The organism is Amycolatopsis sp. FU40, from assembly GCF_021903635.1.
GTDB classification, from domain to species: domain Bacteria; phylum Actinomycetota; class Actinomycetes; order Mycobacteriales; family Pseudonocardiaceae; genus Amycolatopsis; species Amycolatopsis dendrobii.
This window is the reverse complement of the sequence record NZ_CP091381.1, coordinates 234,591-248,756: the sequence shown is the minus strand read 5'-3', so window position 1 is coordinate 248,756 and position 14,166 is coordinate 234,591. Positions and strand designations below refer to the sequence as shown.

Sequence of the window (14,166 nt, the reverse complement as noted above, 5' to 3'; positions counted from 1 at the left end):
TCGGGGTGCCCCACGCAACCCAAGACGGCCGATGTCGCCGCCAGGCGACGAGCCGAATCACCGCCCCCGGCGAAACGCCTCCTCGATAACCTCCCACCGCTGCAAGTTGTGCCGGGCGTCAGCCAACGCGTCGTGCTGATCCCCAGGCGCGGCAGGCAGCTTGGGCTTACCCGCGTCCTCCCACCGCTGCCGGAGATCCCGCGTGAACCGAGGCAACTGCCGAGGCAACGCGGGCATCGGCCCCCACAACTGCGCCAACGCCACATGGTCGTACGCCGCGAACCAAGCCCACAGCTCGATCCCCCCGGGCGGCTTCCCGAAGAACTCCAGCAGATCCGCCCGGATCCGCTCGCGGCTCCGCCAAGCCGGATCCGCGGGCGAAGGCAGCTTGGGCAGCACGTTCTCCCGCACCCAAGCCCCGGCCCGCCCGGGATCGAAGTCGGTGGACACGGCGTAGAACTCGCGTCCGCGCTCGTCAACGACACCGATCGACACGAGGTCAATCGTCACGCCGTCCTCAATAAACTCGGTGTCGTAGAAAAAACGCACCGGGGAACTCTAGTGGGGCCCTACCCGGCCTTCGTCTCCGGCACCCGATCGGCGTCCAGGGCCCTCGGCTGGACCGGCACCGCGGGCTTCACCCCGGCCGCCTCGGCGGCGAGCAGTTCCTTGGCCTTGGCCGCGTAAATGTCCACGTACTCCTGGCCGGAGAGCTCCATCAGCGCGTACATGATCTCGTCGGTGATGGAGCGTTCGATGAACCGGTCGCCTGCCAACCCCTCGTACCGGGAGAAGTCGAGCGGCTTGCCGAAGCGCACCTCGAGCCGCCGCGGCCACCACATCTTGGAGCCGATCGGGTTGACCTTGTCCGTGCCGACCATCGCCACCGGGACCACCACGCCGCGCGATTCGAGCGCGATCCGGGCGACGCCGGTCTTGCCCTTGTACAGCCGTCCGTCCGGGGAGCGGGTGCCCTCGGGGTAGATGCCGAGCAGGTGCCCGTCCTTGACCAGCCGGATCGCGGTGTCGAGCGCGGCCTGCGCGGCGTTGCCGCCGGAGCGGTCGATGGGGAACTGGCCGACGCCGGTGAAGAACCACTTCTTGAGCAGGCCCTTGAACCCGGGCTCGGTGAAGTACTCCGACTTCGCCGGGAAGGTGACCTTGCGCTTGACCCGCAGCGGCATGAAGAACGAATCCGCGACCGCGAGGTGGTTGCCGGCGAGGATGGCGCCACCCGTCTCGGGGATGTTTTCGGCGCCGACGACTTTGGTGGGCCACAGCGTCTTCAGCAGCGGCCCGATGAACACCCACTTCATCAGCCAGTACAGCACCGGGTTCCAGTCCTTTCCTGCCCGCGCGGGCCCCGGCAGGTCAGGGTACGGAACAAGCACCGGCCCGCACAACGCGAGAGCGGGCGGTCACCCGGGGGCAGCGACCGATCTCACAGCGGGACCGGAAGGATCCCCGCTTCCGGAGTGGGCCCCACAACCCGGCTTCGGCGTGAGAGCATGGGAGGACTCCACCGCTTCGATTCGGAAGGGCGTTCGTGATGGGCGTGCTCGCCGGCGCGGAACCGTTCTCCCACCCGGGTTCCTCCGGGGCCGGCTTCCTGCTCTGCCACGGATTCACCGCGACGCCCGACGGCATGCGCGCCTGGGGCGCGCACCTGGCGGGCGAGGGCTTCGCGGTGCGCTGCCCGCTGCTGCCCGGCCACGGCACGCACTGGCGCGATCTGAACCGGACGACCTGGCAGGACTGGTACGCCACGGTGCGCGAGTCGCTGCTGGCGCTGCGCGCGGAGTGCGACCAGGTGTTCGTCGGCGGGATGTCGATGGGCGGGACGCTCACCCTCCGCCTCGCCGAGGAGTTCGGCGCGGACGTCTCCGGCCTCGTGCTGGTCAACCCGTCGGTCACGCGGCTGAGCCTGGACGCCAAGGTGCTGCCGCTGCTGTCGCGAGTGGTCCCGTCGATCCGCGCGATCGGCAACGACATCGCCAAGCCCGGCGAGGTCGAACTGGCCTATCCGCGCACCCCGGTGCGGGCCGCGGCGAGCCTCGCCCGGCTGTGGAAGATCGTGCGCGCCGACCTGCCGAAGGTGTCTCAGCCGGTGCTGCTGCTGCACTCGCGGGTCGACCACGTCGTCGAACCCGAGAACTCGCAGATCGTTCTGGACGGCATCTCGAGCACGGACGTGACCGAGGTGGTGCTGGAGAACAGCTATCACGTCGCGACGCAGGACCACGACGCGGAACTGATCTTCAGCCGCAGTGTCGACTTCGCCCGGCAGTTGCGGGCGGGACAGGTGGGTGCCGGATGAACCGGGGGAAAGGCGCGGACGGACCCGAGGACGTCGACGCCACGTTCGCCGAGATCGTGGCCGATCTCCGGGCCGAGGGCGTGGGCGTGTTCCTGGACGAGGACCCGTTCTCCGGCGCCGGCCCCGCGTCCGCCGGAACCGACGCGTCCCCCGGAGCCGAACCCGAAACGGGCAAGGCCAAGCCGAAGCCCGCCGCGGACCCGCCTGCTCCGGCCGCCCCGCCGTCTTCGCCGCCGTCGTCTTCGGACGGCTGGCGCACCGGCGGCACCGACTGGGACACCACCATGTTCTCCGGCGACCCGGCCGAGGACGACGAGCACTACGTGCCCCCGGAGCCGCCGCCGCTGCCGCGCTGGCGCAAGGGCGCGTTCATCGTGCTGCTGTTCTTCGTCGTCGGGCTCCTGCTGCTGATCGTGCCGAACCTGATCGGGGTCGGCCCCGCGCTCGCCACGCCGCTCGGCATCCTTTCGCTCGCCACCGGCATCGCGCTGCTCCTGCTGCGCGTGCGCCAGGGCCCGCCGCCGGGAGCGGACCCCAGCAACGGCGCCCAGGTCTGACCGGGCGGGCATGCGGATCGACTTCCAGGCGTCCCGGCGTTCCACCGTCGGCGCGGAATGGGAACTCGCGCTGGTGGACCGGCGCAGCGGCGAACTGCGGTCGGTCGCGGAGGAACTCCTCGCCGCGGTCCGCCCGGAAAGGGCCGCCGAACATCCCCGGATCAAACAGGAACTGCTGCTCAACACGATCGAGGTGGTCAGCGGCGTCTGCCGCACGGTCGGCGAGGTGAAACACGACCTCTCCGAAGCGCTCGACGAGGTGCACCGGGTCGCCGACCCGCTGGGCGTCGAACTGTTCTCGGCGGGCTCGCACCCGTTTTCCTCGTGGTACCGGCAGAAGGTGACCGACAAGGAGCGCTACGCCAAGCTGATCGACCGCACCCAGTGGTGGGGCAGGCAGATGCTGATCTACGGCGTGCACGTCCACGTCGGGCTCGACCACCGGGACAAGGTGCTGCCGGTGCTCGACGGGCTGCTGCGCTACGCGCCGCATCTGCAGGCGCTGTCCGCGTCGTCGCCGTACTGGTCCGGCGAGGACACCGGGTACGCCTCGAACCGGGCGCTGATGTTCCAGCAGCTGCCGACCGCCGGGCTGCCGTTCCAGTTCCGCGAATGGGCGGAGCTGGAGGGCTACGTCGAGGACATGTTCACCACCGGCGTGATCGACCACTTCTCCGAGATCCGCTGGGACATCCGCCCGGCCCCGCATTTCGGCACCATCGAGATGCGCGTGTGCGACGGACTGCCGACGCTGCAGGAGGTCGGCGCGATTTCGGCGCTCACCCAGTGCCTGGTGGACGACTTCAGCGCCCGCCTCGACAAGGGCGAGACGCTGCCGGTGCTGCCGCCGTGGCACGTCCAGGAGAACAAGTGGCGCGCCGCCCGCTACGGCCTCGACGCGATCGTCATCCTCGACGCCGCCGGCCGCGAACGGCTCGTCACCGAAGACCTCGCCGAGCTGCTGGACCGGCTGGAACCGGTCGCCAAGCGGCTGGACTGCGCCCGCGAGCTGCGCGATGTCGAGAACATTCTCCGGGTCGGCGCGAGCTATCAGCGGCAGCGGGCGGTCGCGAAGCAGTACAACGGATCCTTGAAGGCCGTGGTCGCCGCGCTGGTCACCGAGATGCGCGACGGCGTCCCGCACGCTTAGCTGGTCTGGGAGGCAGCGATGTCGCATACGTTCAGCACGCTCGTCGAGCTCAACGGCAAAACCGCCACCGGTTTCCGGGTCCCGGCCGAGGTCGTCGAGGCGCTCGGCCAGGGGCGGCGGCCGAAGGTGCGGGTGACGATCGGCCCGTACACCTACCGCAGCACGGTCGCGGTCTATTCGGGCGAGTTCATGCTGCCGCTCAGCGCGGCGAACCGGGAGGCGGCCGGGGTCGCCGCCGGGGAGACGGTCGAGGTCACGCTCGAAGCCGACCTCGCCGAGCGGACCGTCGAGATGCCGGACGATCTGGCTTCGGCGCTGGCGGAACGGACCGGCGCGCGGGCGGCGTTCGACAAGCTTTCCTTTACCGCCCAACGGGAACGGACTGAAGCTGTCACCTCGGCCAAGCGCGCCGAAACCCGGGAGCGGCGGATCGCGAAGATCGTCGCCGAACTCGCCGGGGACGGGCTCCCCTAGCCCATCGTCACGCCGGGTTTGCCGAACCCGCCGAGCACGGTGTCGACGACGCGGGTGGCCAGCGCGTCCGGATCGGCGGAGTCCTGGTCCTGCGCTGCTTCGTGGATGAGCGCGCAGTAGACGCGCCGCGCCCAGACCAGGTCGACGCCGGGCCGCAGCGCGCCGCTTTCCTCCAGCCGCCGGAAGAAGACATCGCACTGGGCGAGCACGTCCGGGGTGAGGACGCCTTCTTCCGCCGGGTGCGCGTTCATCGCGAAGCCCCACCGGAGCTTGACGCTCAGCACCTTCGCGGTCACCTGGTAAAGCGCGACCAGCGGCGGCGTGACGTCGGGCCGGACGCTGGCGAGCGCGTTGTGGAACTGCTGCGTCGCCCACAGGGTCATCGCGTCGACCAGCGCGTCCCGGCTGGCGAACCGGCGGTGCACAGTCGTCCGCGAGACGCCGGCGGCCTCGGCGATCTGCTCCATGGTCGCCGCCGGGTTGTCGCTGAGCACCCGTTCGGCCGCCTCGAGGATCGCCTGGGCCGTCCGTTCCGAGTCCGCGCGCAGGGCCCGTTTCTCCATGCCGATCAGTTTACGCCATGGTTGCCACTCGATTATTAGTTGCGACACTTCTGTTGCAACTGCTAGCTTAACTGCATCGCTAGTGACCCGACTTGGGGGGATTTCGATGGACCTGCAGCTGACCGGCAAGACCGCGGCAGTGACCGGAGCGAGCCGGGGAATCGGCCTGGCCACGGTTTCCGCGCTGATCGGCGAGGGGATGCGCGTGGTGGCCGCGGCCCGGACGATCACGCCGGAACTGAAGCAAACCGGCGCGGTGCCGATCGCGGTGGACCTCTCCGCTCCCGACGGTCCCGGACGGGTGATCGACCAAGCCGTCGCGGAATTCGGCGGCTTGGACGTCCTGGTGAACAACGTCGGCGGCGGCGACAGTGCCAGCGGGCAAGCCGGCGGTTTCCTGTCTCTCGCGGATCAGCAGTGGACGGATTTGCTGGAGCTGAATTTCCTCGCCGCGGTGCGGGCTTCCCGTGCGGCACTGCCACATCTGATCGAACGGCGGGGCGCGATCGTCACGGTGTCCTCGAATGGTGCGCGGATGCCGCATTCGGGCCCGATCGCTTACACCACCGCGAAAGCCGCGTTGACCGCTTTCGGGAAGGCATTGGCGGAGGAGTTCGGGCCGCGGGGCGTTCGGGTCAATACTGTTTCGCCCGGACCGGTTCGTACCGCGCTGTGGGAAGGCCCGGACAGTTACGGCGCCGAACTGGCTTCGTCGATGGGGTTGTCGCACGAGGATTTGCTGGCTGCACTGCCCGCCGGTGCGGGGATGCTGACCGGACGGCTGATCGAACCGGATGAGGTGGCTACGTTGATCGCATATCTGGCGTCACCGCTGGCGGCGAGCATCACCGGGACGGACCACCTTGTGGACGCGGGTTCGGTGAAGACCGTGTGACGGCTGCCGGGGAGCGTTGGCCGGGCGGGACAGCGGCTCGCGATCTGTCGCCGCCACCACGACACGGGCCCGGCTACGCACGCGGGAAGGCAGCGGCTCTTGGCCAACTGCTCGGTGCCTCGCGAGGGCGCTGGGTTCCCTCGCCGAGCGGTTCCCGGTCGGCTGCCACCGGTACGAGCGCGCGGGCCGCTGCCGGGCAGCGGCTTAAGTCGAGCGCCGCTCGCTCGACCGCCACCACGGACGTGGTCCCCGAAGCGGTATCGGGCTGCGTCCGAGACCGCGCGAAATCCGCTCAGCTCCCGCAACGACGTCCCCGGCCCAGCACCCGCGCGTCGAGATTCCGACCTAACCGCGCGACCCACGACCAGTCACCACGAAGGAGGTGCCCCCCGAGGCGCTACCGAGCAGCAGCCACGACCACGCGACCACCGCTCACCCGCCAACTCCCGCAACAACGTCCCCGGCCCCGCACCCGCACGTCGAGATCCCCGCCCCGGCCGCGCGACCCACGACCAGTCACCACGAAGGAGGTGCCCCTAGCCCTGCCAAGGGGCCGCGACCACCGCTCACCCGCCCAGCTCCCGCAACAACGTGCCCGGCCCGAGCACCGACGCGCCGAGATCCCCGACCCGGCCGCGCAGTTCGCGGTCGGCCGTCACCACCACGACGTGGTCGTGCGGGCGTCGACGGGCGGCGGCGGTCACCTCGACGATCTTCGAATCGCCGTCGGTCTCCGCCGCGACGACCTCGACGCCCGGGATCGATTCCACTCCCCTGGCTTTGCCCTCGACGACCAGCACCACCCGGGGCCACCAGGACCACGCCGCGCCCGCGCCGATGCCGGTCACGGCGTCGCGCAGGCCTTGTTCGGCTGGGGTGGTCAGCTGGTCGCGCAGGCGTTCCGCGGCGCCGTGGCGGTCGCGCCACCAGCCGTCGGGGCGGGAGCCCATCACGTTCGCCGCGTCGACCACCAGCACCAGTTCGCGGCCCAGCTGCTCGCGCAAGACCGGCCAGGCGGCGGCGAAATCGCGGTGGAGGTCCAGTGCGGCCACCTCGTCCGGCGGGACCCAGCGCATCTCGGCGCTTTCCTCGTTCGCGACCTGGGCCTGCAGCGCGCTGTCGGCCAGGCCGAGGACCGTCGTGTACTGCCATTCGCCGTGGTCCAGCACCGAAGCGGACATCGCGCGGAAGGCGGACGCGGGGATGGCTGCTTCTTCCCACGCCTCCCGGGCAGCGGCCTCGTGCACGGTCTCGCCGACCTCGAGCGCGCCGCCGGGCAAGGCCCACGTGCCGCCGTTGTGCACCCACGACGCGCGCTGCTGCAACAGCACGCCGCGGCGGGGATCGCACAACAACAAGCCGGCCGCGCCGAACGCGCCCCAGTGCTGCCTGCCGCACGAGCACCGCACGAAGCGGTTGGCGGTCATCGGCGTCACCCGGCCCAGCCTTCCACAGAACCTCGTGCGTGTTAATCCCGGCAAGAACCGTGATCAGCACTCACAACGTGTCCATCGCCAGCGCCGCCGCCCCGACGATCGCCGTGTCGTCCCCGAGATGCGCCGTCCGGATCCGGGCCAGCGGACGGTGCCGCGCACCGGTGATCGCGCCGGCGTAGTGCTCGCGGGCCTCGTCCAGGAACAGCGGCGCGGACTCCGACACTCCGCCGCCGATCACGATGATCTCCGGGTCGAAGACGTCCGCCACCAAGGCCAGGCCCTCGCCGAGCCATTTCGCCAGTTCCGCCATGGCGCGCAAGGCGATCGGGTCGCCGTCGCGGGCCGCGCGGGCCACTCGGCGGCCGGTGACCGAACCGGGGTCGCCGGCGATTTCGCGGGACAGCACGGTGGAACGGCCGGGGTACCGGGCGAGCAGCTCGACGGCGGTCGCGGCCAGCGCGGTGCCGCTGCAGTAGCGCTCCCAGCAGCCGTACTTGCCGCACGGGCAGGCGCGGCCGTCGCGCACCACCGTGAGGTGGCCGAGTTCCGGCGCGACCCCGTGGGCTCCACGGTAAATCTCGCCGTCCAGCAGCAAACCCGCGCCGATCCCGGTGCCCAGCGCGACCAGCGCGGCCACCCCCGCACCCCGCGCGGCGCCGAAGCGGTGTTCGGCGACGACCGCCGAGTTGACGTCGTGCTCCAGCGTCACCGAGAGGCCGACGCGTTTCGCGATCCGGTCCGCCACCGGGGCGTTGCGCCAGGCGAGATGCGGCGCGAACATCACCGAACGCCGGTCTCGGGTCACGAAACCGGCCACGGCAAGGCCGACCGCGGCGACGTCGTGCCGGTTGCGCAGGGTTTCGACGACCCCGGCGATGGCGTCTTCGAGCGCGTTCTCCTCGCTCGGCGTCCCGACGCGCGCCGTGTCGAGCAGCGAACCGCGCTCGTCCACGACGCCGACGCGCACGCTGGTGCCGCCGACGTCCACCCCTACGGTCAGCAATCAGTTCTCCCGCTCCGGCTGCCAGTCCGCGCGCTTGCGGACGACGATGTGCTGGACCCGCGACGACGGCTCCGCCGAGGACGCGGTCGCGGACGCGTGCGCGGCGGGCCGGAAGCCGGGCATGTGCACGCCTTCCTCCGGCTCCCACCGGTCCGCGAGCACCGCCCGCAGCAGCGCGACGAGCTGAGCGGCCTGTTCGAGGACCCTCGCCACGAACTCCGGCCGCTCGCCGCGCACGACGGCGACGATCGCACACAGCGGGCACCAGCCGCATCCGGAAGTGCTGTCCTCCACACCCGGGTCGCCCGATCCGCCCGGTTCCTCCGGAGCGCCGCCGTGCCCGGCGGCCATGACGCCTTCCAGCCACGGCGCGGCGCGTTCGATCACCATCTCGACCAGCAGCCGGATCTCCTCGGCCAGCTTCAGGCCGTCCGAAAAAGACCCCGCCTCGTGTTCTTCGCTCATCCGGATCCCCGGTTCCCGGCCAGGCTGACCACCAGGCCGTCGGCGTCGGATTCCGCGCCGGTGATCCGGCACGGGCGCAGCGTCTCGGGCAGTGCGACCAGGCGGCGGAACCCGTCCACGGTGATCGCCAGGTCGTCGTCCACGCGGGCGAGGTCGACTGCCGAATCCCGGTTCAGCGGGAGCGCGACCCGCAGCCGGAAACCGGCCCCGTCGGCGGCCACCGACAACAGCGGCGTGACCGGTTTTCCGTTGCCGGCCAACGGATCCCGGCTGCCGTACAGTTCGCGGGCCAGTTCGGCGAGAGCCTCGGCGCCCACGGGTTCGCTCGCCCGGTGCTCGACGCGGGCCAGCTCGCCCGGGCCGAATCCGGCCTCGGCCAGTTCCGCCAGCACCGCGTCCTGCTGGTCGCGGCGGGTGCGCAGCCACTTCGCCGCCGAACCGCGCCAGAATCCGGGCGCGGGCATGAGCCGGTTGGCGATCAGGCCGTCGACCGCGATGCCGCGCAGCGCCAGCGACGTCAGCGTGCGCCGCGCCTCGGCGACCACCACTCGTTCCGGTGTCAGCACCAGCCGCACCGTCGTCACGCGCGGATCGGTGAGCAATTCGCGCAGCGCGTCGAGATGCGCGCCGAGCTGCCGCACCGAAGCCGCGACGCGCCGGTTGCCGAATACCCGGCCCAAGTAGCCCGAAACGGCTTCCGGCAGGGAAAGCAAGCGCAGCGTTTCAGCGGTCGGACCGCAGTCGACCACCACGGTGTCCCACGGCCCCTGCGAAGCCAGTCGCCGCACCTCGCTCAGCGCGAGCAGTTCGTCGACGCCGGGCAGCACGGTCAGCTCTTCCGCGTCCAGGACGTCCAGACCGGCTCCGGCCAGCACTTTCCGCAGTTCGCCGCGCAGCTCGTGCCAGGTGCGGTCGGCCAGCGCCCGCGAGTCGACCTGCGCCGCCCAGAGACCGGCCGGCGCGCCGTCGCGGCGGATGTCCACTTCGGAGGGTTCGCCGCCGAGCGAAGTGCCGAACGCGTCGCCGAGCGAATGCGCCGGGTCGGTGGACACGACGAGCGTCTTCCTGCCGCGGCCGGCCAGCGCGGCAGCGGTAGCCGCGGCGAGCGTCGTCTTCCCGACACCCCCCTTGCCGGTGAACAGCAGGATGCGCATCTAGCCCTCTGCCCTGCGCTTGAGCTCCTTGAGCGCGGTGTCCATGACCATCTTCTCCGCCTTGCGCCGGAGCAGCCCGATCATCGGCAGCGCGAGCTCGACCGACAGGGTGTAAGTGACGCGGGTGCGCCCGCCGCCGAGCGGTTCGAGCGCGTACCGGCCGTTCTGCGCCTTCTGCATCTGGCCCTTGACCAGGTGCCAGCTGACGCCGAGACCGGAATCGTCCCAGTCGTATTCGAGCGTGTACACGTCCTTGATCGGCCCGGCGTCGAGGGTGAGCTTCACCTGTTTCGCCCTGCCCTCGTCGTCGGTCGCGAGCACCTCGGTCTCGCGGACCGCCTTGGCCCACTCCGGGTACGCGGGGAAATCGGAGATCACCGACATGACCCGCGCGGGCTCGGCGTCGACCTCGATGGACTGCGTGGACTGCTCGGCCATGGGACGAAGCGTAGCCGGACAGCACAGTCACCAGCGCAGCACGTAGGGCTGCCCGGTCTCCTTGAAGTGACCCACGTTACGGCACTCGGTGTGCCCGACCCGGCGTCGCGCGGCCAGCGGCTGGTGCACGTGCCCGAAGACGGACCAGCGCGGACGCTGCCGCCGGATCAGGTCCAGCAGCGCCCGCGAACCGAGTTCGGCGCGGCGGGCGACCACGTCGTAGGTCAGTTCGGGCACCGCGGGCGGGATGTGCGTGCAGAGCACGTCGACCTCGTCCAGCAGCGAAACCGCCGCGTCGAACTCCTCGCGGGCCCGCAGGTACGGCCGCCACGCCGCACCCTTGCGCGGACGCGGGAGCACGCCGTCCGGCAGCACCGCACCGCCGGCGAAACCGAACCGCAGGCCGCCGATGCTGACGACCTCTCCGTCGGCCAGATGCACGCCCTCGCCGGCGAACTCCGGCCACGCCGACGGCGCGTCGACATTGCCGGGGATCGCGTACGTCGGCGCGGTCATCGAAGCGAACAACGTGGAGTACTGCTCCCTGACCGCCTCGTCGACCGCGGCGGCCGGGTCGTCCAGGGTGGCCCACAGCGTGCGCGAGTAGGCGACCGTCTCGTCCCTGGTGCCTTCGCGGCGCAGGCGGGCGAATTCGCCGACCTTCTCCGCGCCGAACAGCACGCCCATGATGCCTTTGTCGTGGTCGTGGTAGTCGACGAAGTCGAGCAGGTCGCCGAGCACGACCAGCGCGTCCGCCCCGTCCCCCGCCCGCTTCAGCGCGTCGGCGTTGCCGTGCACGTCCGAAACGACGTGAACCCGCACAAGAGCCTCCTACTCGACGGGCCGGGGCGGAATCCCCGGCTCGCGCCCGTCCTCGAGGATCTCCTTCAATCCCAGCGCCACGTCCTTCGCCGCGCGCGCCCGCCGGTCGAATTCGCGGCGCAGTTCGCGCGGGCTCAGCTCGCGCGGCACGCCGCCGGGACCGGCAGGCGTGGCCCGGAGGAAGTAGTGCAGCACCGTGCCGTCGAGAACAGGTTCCAGCCAGACCTCCATGGTACCGATCAAGGCGCCCGTGACGGTCCAGCGCAGGCCCTTGTCCCCCCGGTCGGTGTAGACCTGCAACTCCAGGTCGGGCCAGTAGCGCCGCCACGAGCGCGGGTCGGCGAAGGCGGCCGCGACGGTCGACGGGGGCACGACGAGGAAGGTCTCGTCGACAAGATCGAGAGCTGGCGGTTCGTGCACCCGGACACGATGTCACGACCTCGCCGCGCGCCCCGTGCCAGCATGGTCTTAAGGTCTACGGCACGCTAAGTTGACTGGCGGGTAACCGCACGCGTCGAACACGGAGGTCCACGTGCGCGAATACAGCGCCCCCGCCGGGAAGCCGGTGACCGACGACGAGAACCTGGCCGATGTCGTCTGGGCGAACGCGGAGCGGTTCTCCGACGTGGTCAGCTTCCGGCGGCAGGTCGAGGGCACCTGGCTCGACGTCACCGCGAAGGACTTCGCCGACCAGGTCGCGGCCGTGGCCAAGGGCCTGATCGCGGCGGGCGTCGGGCACGGCGACCGCGTCGCGCTGATGTCGAAGACCCGCTACGAGTGGACGCTGGTCGACTTCGCGATCTGGGCCGCGGGCGCGGTCACCGTTCCGATCTACGAAACGTCGTCGCCCGAACAGGTGTACTGGATCCTCTCCGATTCCGCGGCCAAGGCCGTCGTCGTGGAGACCGGCGCGCACCGGAAAGCGGTCGACGAGATCAGCGGGCGGCTCAGCACGCTCGAGCACACCTGGCAGATCGAGGGCGACGCCCCCGCGGTCGACGAGCTGACCGCGCTGGGCGCCGAGGTCTCCGACGAGGACCTGCACACCCGCCGCCGCGGCGTCACCGCGAACGAGACGGCCACCATCGTCTACACGTCGGGCACCACCGGCCGGCCCAAGGGCGTCGAGCTGACCCACCGGAACCTGCTCGCCGAGATCCGCGCGGACATCGAGGCCTTCCCGGAGCTGATGGAGCAGGGCAACTCGCTGCTGTGCTTCCTGCCGCTGGCGCACATCCTCGCCCGCGCGATCGCCATCACCGCGCTCACCGCCCGGGTCACCCTCGGCCACACGCCGGACGTGAAGAACCTGGTCCCGGACCTCGGCACCTTCCGGCCGACGTTCGTCGTCGCCGTGCCGCGCGTGTTCGAGAAGGTCTACAACACCGCGAAGCAGAAGGCACACGCCGACGGCAAGGGCAAGATCTTCGACGCCGCCGAGGCCACCGCGGTCGCGTACAGCGAGGCGCAAGAAAAGGGCGGTGCCTCGCTCGGCCTGCGCGCGAAGCACCTGGTGTTCGACAAGCTGGTGTACGGCAAGCTCCGCGCCGCTCTGGGCGGCCGCTGCATCGCCGCGGTGTCCGGCGGAGCGCCGCTGGGCGCGCGGCTGGCGCACTTCTTCCGCGGCATCGGCGTGCCGGTGTTCGAGGGCTACGGCCTCACCGAAACGTCCGCCGCGGCGAACGTGAACACCAGCGCGGCGTTCCGCGTCGGCACTGTCGGGCGTCCGGTCGCGGGCACCTCGGTGCGCATCGCGGAAGACGGCGAGGTCCTGCTCAAGGGCGACGTCGTGTTCGGCCGGTACTACAACAACCCGGAGGCGAGCGCGGAAGCCCTCACCGACGGCTGGTTCCACACCGGCGACCTCGGCGAGCTGGACGCGGAAGGCTTCCTCAAGATCACCGGCCGCAAGAAGGAGATCATCGTGACGGCGGGCGGCAAGAACGTCGCCCCGTCCGGGCTCGAGGACACCATCAAGGCCGCGCCGCTGGTGAGCCAGGTGATGGTGGTCGGCGACCAGCGGCCGTTCATCGCCGCGCTGGTGACGATCGACGAGGAGTACTTCCCGGCCTGGAAGTCCCAGCACGGCAAGCCGGAAGCGGCGACGGTGTCGGAACTGGCCGAGGACGCGGACCTGCGCGCGGAGATCCAGGCGGCGGTCGACGAGGCCAACAAGCAGGTGTCGCACGCGGAGTCGATCAAGAAGTTCACCGTGCTGGCGAACGACTTCACCGAGGCGGGCGGCGAGATCACGCCGAGTCTGAAGCTGAAGCGGAACGTGGTGAACAAGAACTACGCGTCCGACATCGAGGCGCTGTACCGGAAGTGACCCCGGCGAAAAGACGGGCCCGCACCTTTCGCCGGTGCGGGCCCGTTTTCGTCCGTCACGGCCGCCGGGCGGCTCGTCGCACGGGCAAGCCGGGCAAGGGGCTCAGGCCTGCGGCGGCTGAGCCTGGTATTGCTGCTGCGGCGCCTGCGCGTACTGCTGCTGCGGGGCGGCCTGCTGCTGTTGCGGGGCCTGCTGTTGCTGCTGGGCACCATCCGGGACCACGTACACCGCGGTGCCGTACGCGGCGATCTCGCTGGCCGTGCCCGCGATCTCGTTGCAGTCGAAGCGCAGCGCGAGCACGGCGTTGGCCCCGTGCTGCATGGCCTCCTGGCAGAGCCGGAAGAGGGCTTCGTGGCGCGAGTCGGACAGCAGCTTGGTGAGGCCCTTGAGCTCGCCGCCTCCCATCGCCTTGAACCCGGAACCGATGTTGGAGAACATGTTGCGGCTGCGGACGGTGAGCCCGAAGACCTCGCCGAACACGCGGACTACGCGGTACCCGGGCAGATCGTTCATGGTCGACAGCAGGATCGGGAACTGCTGAGGTGGCGCGGCTTGAGTCATGC

17 protein-coding genes are annotated in these 14,166 nt (G+C 70.8%); 6 read left to right on the top strand and 11 right to left on the bottom strand.

Going from position 1 to position 14,166, the window contains the following annotated elements; translation table 11 throughout:
* Nucleotides 1-57: 57 nt before the first annotated feature.
* Nucleotides 58-549: a polyadenylate-specific 3'-exoribonuclease AS gene (locus L3Q65_RS02400; protein WP_182890762.1), complete on the bottom strand. Its 492-nt coding sequence runs from the start codon at nt 547-549 to the stop codon at nt 58-60.
* A 20-nt stretch (nt 550-569) separates the two neighbouring features.
* Nucleotides 570-1,331 carry a 1-acyl-sn-glycerol-3-phosphate acyltransferase gene (locus tag L3Q65_RS02395; RefSeq protein WP_182890920.1) on the bottom strand — a complete coding sequence of 254 codons (762 nt, stop codon included), beginning with the start codon at nt 1,329-1,331 and terminating at the stop codon, nt 570-572.
* A 218-nt stretch (nt 1,332-1,549) separates the two neighbouring features.
* On the opposite strand from L3Q65_RS02395, the gene L3Q65_RS02390 reads away from it, so the two are divergent.
* Genes L3Q65_RS02390 through L3Q65_RS02375 form a run of 4 tightly spaced genes read left to right on the top strand, consistent with a single transcriptional unit; the run spans nt 1,550 to nt 4,498 of the window.
* Nucleotides 1,550-2,317: a carboxylesterase gene (locus L3Q65_RS02390; RefSeq protein WP_237598691.1), complete on the top strand. Its 768-nt coding sequence runs from the start codon at nt 1,550-1,552 to the stop codon at nt 2,315-2,317.
* The gene (locus tag L3Q65_RS02385) at nt 2,314-2,874 is read left to right on the top strand and encodes a hypothetical protein (RefSeq protein WP_182890764.1); all 561 of its coding nucleotides are present in this window, start codon (nt 2,314-2,316) and stop codon (nt 2,872-2,874) included. The genes L3Q65_RS02390 and L3Q65_RS02385 overlap by 4 nt, the downstream gene beginning before the upstream one ends.
* A gap of 10 nt (nt 2,875-2,884) precedes the next feature.
* A complete protein-coding gene (locus tag L3Q65_RS02380; protein WP_237598690.1) occupies nt 2,885-4,024 on the top strand; it encodes a glutamate--cysteine ligase in 1,140 nt (379 codons plus the stop codon).
* An 18-nt stretch (nt 4,025-4,042) separates the two neighbouring features.
* Nucleotides 4,043-4,498 (top strand): YdeI/OmpD-associated family protein, encoded by a 456-nt coding sequence (locus L3Q65_RS02375; RefSeq protein WP_237598689.1) that lies wholly within the window; start codon nt 4,043-4,045, stop codon nt 4,496-4,498.
* On the opposite strand, the gene L3Q65_RS02370 is transcribed toward L3Q65_RS02375, so the two are convergent.
* Complete coding sequence (locus L3Q65_RS02370) at nt 4,495-5,061, bottom strand: TetR/AcrR family transcriptional regulator (RefSeq protein WP_182890767.1); 567 nt, start codon at nt 5,059-5,061, stop codon at nt 4,495-4,497. The genes L3Q65_RS02375 and L3Q65_RS02370 overlap by 4 nt on opposite strands.
* Nucleotides 5,062-5,167: 106 nt before the next feature.
* On the opposite strand from L3Q65_RS02370, the gene L3Q65_RS02365 reads away from it, so the two are divergent.
* On the top strand, nt 5,168-5,956 hold the full coding sequence (locus L3Q65_RS02365; RefSeq protein WP_182890768.1) for an SDR family oxidoreductase: 789 nt from the start codon (nt 5,168-5,170) through the stop codon (nt 5,954-5,956).
* A gap of 566 nt (nt 5,957-6,522) precedes the next feature.
* Here the strand turns inward: L3Q65_RS02365 and L3Q65_RS02360 are convergent.
* From L3Q65_RS02360 to L3Q65_RS02330, 7 genes are all read right to left on the bottom strand, one after another.
* Nucleotides 6,523-7,392, bottom strand: coding sequence for an NUDIX domain-containing protein (locus L3Q65_RS02360; RefSeq protein ID WP_182890769.1), 870 nt, complete (start codon nt 7,390-7,392; stop codon nt 6,523-6,525).
* A 61-nt stretch (nt 7,393-7,453) separates the two neighbouring features.
* On the bottom strand, nt 7,454-8,380 hold the full coding sequence (locus L3Q65_RS02355) for an ROK family protein (protein ID WP_237601030.1): 927 nt from the start codon (nt 8,378-8,380) through the stop codon (nt 7,454-7,456).
* 15 nt (nt 8,381-8,395) lie between these two features.
* A complete protein-coding gene (locus L3Q65_RS02350; protein WP_182890770.1) occupies nt 8,396-8,860 on the bottom strand; it encodes a hypothetical protein in 465 nt (154 codons plus the stop codon).
* Nucleotides 8,857-10,014, bottom strand: a complete 1,158-nt coding sequence (locus tag L3Q65_RS02345; RefSeq protein ID WP_237598688.1) for an ArsA family ATPase — start codon at nt 10,012-10,014, stop codon at nt 8,857-8,859. Before L3Q65_RS02345 ends, L3Q65_RS02350 begins: the two co-directional genes overlap by 4 nt.
* Nucleotides 10,015-10,452: an SRPBCC family protein gene (locus tag L3Q65_RS02340; protein ID WP_182890772.1), complete on the bottom strand. Its 438-nt coding sequence runs from the start codon at nt 10,450-10,452 to the stop codon at nt 10,015-10,017. It abuts the gene before it with no gap.
* Between the two features lie 27 nt (nt 10,453-10,479).
* Nucleotides 10,480-11,274 (bottom strand): metallophosphoesterase, encoded by a 795-nt coding sequence (locus L3Q65_RS02335; protein WP_182890773.1) that lies wholly within the window; start codon nt 11,272-11,274, stop codon nt 10,480-10,482.
* Nucleotides 11,275-11,283: 9 nt separating this feature from the next.
* Nucleotides 11,284-11,694, bottom strand: a complete 411-nt coding sequence (locus L3Q65_RS02330; RefSeq protein ID WP_037809839.1) for a hypothetical protein — start codon at nt 11,692-11,694, stop codon at nt 11,284-11,286.
* A gap of 112 nt (nt 11,695-11,806) precedes the next feature.
* Between L3Q65_RS02330 and L3Q65_RS02325 the strand changes: the two genes are divergently transcribed.
* A complete protein-coding gene (locus tag L3Q65_RS02325; protein ID WP_182890774.1) occupies nt 11,807-13,603 on the top strand; it encodes a long-chain fatty acid--CoA ligase in 1,797 nt (598 codons plus the stop codon).
* Between the two features lie 102 nt (nt 13,604-13,705).
* On the opposite strand, the gene L3Q65_RS02320 is transcribed toward L3Q65_RS02325, so the two are convergent.
* On the bottom strand, nt 13,706-14,164 hold the full coding sequence (locus L3Q65_RS02320) for a YbjQ family protein (RefSeq protein ID WP_182890775.1): 459 nt from the start codon (nt 14,162-14,164) through the stop codon (nt 13,706-13,708).
* Nucleotides 14,165-14,166: the final 2 nt, after the last annotated feature.

What these genes read in the sequence shown, in the direction of transcription:
- L3Q65_RS02385 (WP_182890764.1), top strand. Translation starts at nt 2,314, where the DNA reads ATGAACCGGGGGAAAGGCGCGGACGGACCCGAGGACGTCGACGCCACG.
- L3Q65_RS02320 (WP_182890775.1), bottom strand. Translation starts at nt 14,164, where the DNA reads ATGACTCAAGCCGCGCCACCTCAGCAGTTCCCGATCCTGCTGTCGACC.
- L3Q65_RS02390 (WP_237598691.1), top strand. Translation starts at nt 1,550, where the DNA reads ATGGGCGTGCTCGCCGGCGCGGAACCGTTCTCCCACCCGGGTTCCTCC.
- L3Q65_RS02375 (WP_237598689.1), top strand. Translation starts at nt 4,043, where the DNA reads ATGTCGCATACGTTCAGCACGCTCGTCGAGCTCAACGGCAAAACCGCC.
- L3Q65_RS02350 (WP_182890770.1), bottom strand. Translation starts at nt 8,860, where the DNA reads ATGAGCGAAGAACACGAGGCGGGGTCTTTTTCGGACGGCCTGAAGCTG.
- L3Q65_RS02365 (WP_182890768.1), top strand. Translation starts at nt 5,168, where the DNA reads ATGGACCTGCAGCTGACCGGCAAGACCGCGGCAGTGACCGGAGCGAGC.
- L3Q65_RS02345 (WP_237598688.1), bottom strand. Translation starts at nt 10,014, where the DNA reads ATGCGCATCCTGCTGTTCACCGGCAAGGGGGGTGTCGGGAAGACGACG.
- L3Q65_RS02340 (WP_182890772.1), bottom strand. Translation starts at nt 10,452, where the DNA reads ATGGCCGAGCAGTCCACGCAGTCCATCGAGGTCGACGCCGAGCCCGCG.
- L3Q65_RS02380 (WP_237598690.1), top strand. Translation starts at nt 2,885, where the DNA reads ATGCGGATCGACTTCCAGGCGTCCCGGCGTTCCACCGTCGGCGCGGAA.
- L3Q65_RS02370 (WP_182890767.1), bottom strand. Translation starts at nt 5,061, where the DNA reads ATGGAGAAACGGGCCCTGCGCGCGGACTCGGAACGGACGGCCCAGGCG.